The sequence below is a fragment of the Kitasatospora sp. MBT63 genome (assembly GCF_000710465.2).
Lineage (GTDB): Bacteria > Actinomycetota > Actinomycetes > Streptomycetales > Streptomycetaceae > Kitasatospora.
The window spans coordinates 18,195-20,397 of record NZ_JAIZ01000464.1 but is presented as its reverse complement, the minus strand read 5'-3'; the positions used below and the strand labels follow the sequence as shown (position 1 = coordinate 20,397).

3 protein-coding genes are annotated in these 2,203 nt (G+C 76.4%); all 3 read left to right on the top strand.

Annotated features, from left to right (window positions below; genetic code table 11):
* The coding region (locus AA75_RS52370) for an SCO2322 family protein (protein ID WP_033822490.1) at positions 1-365 on the top strand (365 nt) is incomplete at its 5' end.
* Positions 366-387: 22 nt separating this feature from the next.
* Positions 388-1,497, top strand: coding sequence for a CbiQ family ECF transporter T component (locus AA75_RS25075; RefSeq protein ID WP_051813284.1), 1,110 nt, complete (start codon positions 388-390; stop codon positions 1,495-1,497).
* Positions 1,494-2,203: ABC transporter ATP-binding protein (locus tag AA75_RS47860; RefSeq protein ID WP_033822489.1), on the top strand; the 710-nt coding region annotated here is incomplete at its 3' end. The genes AA75_RS25075 and AA75_RS47860, both read left to right, overlap by 4 nt.

Here is a 2,203-nt window from a genome sequence, read left to right as displayed (position 1 = left end):
CCGCCGGGGGGGGCCGCAAGCGGGTCGCCGTGGTGCTGGACTTCGGCACCGCCGCGGACTCCCCGCCCGGCGCGCTCGACGCCGGGCAGTCCCCGCCCGCGCCGCGCACCGCCTGCGCGTCGGTGCCCTCCGGCGCGACCTCGGCCGAGGTGCTGGCGGCCGTGGCGCCGCCGCTGCGCTACGACTCCGCCGGCCTGCTGTGCGCCATCGCCGGGTACCCCCGGGCCGGCTGCGGCGAACCGGTGGCGGCCACCTCGAAGTCCTCCGACGGCGGCGGCCCCTCCGTCGGCCTGATCGCCGGTGCGGCGCTGGTCCTGCTGCTCGGCGCGGGCGCCGTGGTCCAGGCCCGCCGCCGACGCCACTGACCCCCACCAGGATCCCCACCCCGTGCCCCGAACCCCGAAAACCGGAACACGTTCCACCATCGGCCCCCGGCTGCTGCACCCCGGCGCCTGGTGGCTGTGGGCCCTCGGCCTGGCCGCGGCCGCATCCCGGACCACCAACCCGCTGCTGCTCCTGCTGATCGTCGCCGTGGCGGGGTACGTGGTGGCGGCCCGCCGCAGCGACGCCCCCTGGTCCCGTTCGTACGGCGCGTTCCTCAAGCTCGGCCTGCTGGTGGTCGCGGTCCGGATGGTGTTCGCCGTACTGCTCGGCTCGCCGGTCCCGGGCAGCCATGTGCTCTTCACCCTCCCCCAGCTGCCGCTTCCCGACTGGGCACGCGGGGTGCGGATCGGCGGTCCGGTCACCCTGGAGGGCCTGCTGTTCGCCCTCTACGACGGCCTGAAGCTGGCCACCCTGCTGATCTGCGTCGGCGCGGCCAACTCCCTCGCCTCCCCGTCCCGGCTGCTGCGCTCCCTGCCCGGCGCGCTGTACGAGGCCGGGGTGGCCGTCGTGGTGGCGATGACCTTCGCCCCGAACCTGGTCACCGACGTCCAGCGGCTGCGCGCCGCACGCCGTCTGCGCGGGCGCACCGACCGGGGGGTTCGGGCCGTGTTCAGCGTCGGGCTGCCGGTGCTGGAGGGCGCCCTGGAACGGTCCGTCGCTCTGGCCGCCGCAATGGACACCCGGGGCTTCGGCCGCACCGCCGACGTCCCGCGCCACCTCTCCCGGGCCACCGCCGCGCTCACCGTGCTCGGCCTGCTCGGCGTCTGCGGCGCCTGCTACGGGCTGCTCGCCCCGGGCGGCGCCGGGTGGGCGTTCCCCGTCCTGGTCCTCGGGCTCGCCGTCACCGGCGCGGGCCTGGCCCTGGGCAGCCGGCGCGCGGTGCGCACCCGCTACCGGCCCGACCCGTGGGCGCCGCCGGAGTGGCTGGTCAGCGCGAGCGGGGTGGCCGTCGCCGCGCTGACCATCTGGTTCTCCGGCCGCTACCCGGACGCCTTCACCCCGTCCGTGGTCCCGCTCGCCGCCCCCACTCTGCCCCTGCTGCCGGCCGCCGCGATCCTGCTCGGCCTGCTGCCCGCCGCCGTCGCGCCCGAACCGCCCCGGAGCACCCAGTGATCACCTTCGACCGGGTCTCGGTCCGGTACGCCGACTCCGCCGGATTCGCCCTGCACGGGGTCGACCTGACCGTCCCCGAGGGCGAACTGTGCCTGCTGGTCGGTCCGTCCGGCTCCGGCAAGTCCACCCTGCTGGGCACCGTCAGCGGCCTCGTCCCGCACTTCACCGGCGGTGAGCTGACCGGCCGGGTCACCGTCGACGGCCGCGACACCCGCGACCACCGCCCGCGCGAACTCGCCGACCTGGTCGGCACCGTCGGCCAGGACCCGATCGCGCACTTCGTCACCGACACCGTGGAGGACGAACTCGCCTACGGCATGGAGTCGCTGGGCCTGGCCCCCGCCGTGATGCGGCGCCGGGTCGAGGAGACCCTCGACCTGCTGGGCCTGGCCGAGCTGCGCGGGCGCGCCCTGCGCTCGCTCTCCGGCGGCCAGCAGCAGCGGGTGGCGATCGGCTCGGTGCTGACCGTCCACCCCAAGGTGCTGGTGCTGGACGAACCCACGTCCGCGCTCGACCCTGGCGCGGCCGAGGAGGTGCTCGCCGTGCTGCAGCGGCTGGTGCACGACCTCGGCACCACGGTGCTGCTGGCCGAACACCGGCTGGAGCGGGTCGTCCAGTACGCCGACCAGGTGCTCCTGCTGCCCGGCCGGGGCGAGCCGCCGGTCCTGGGCGAGCCCGCCGAGATCATGACCCACTCACCGGTGCA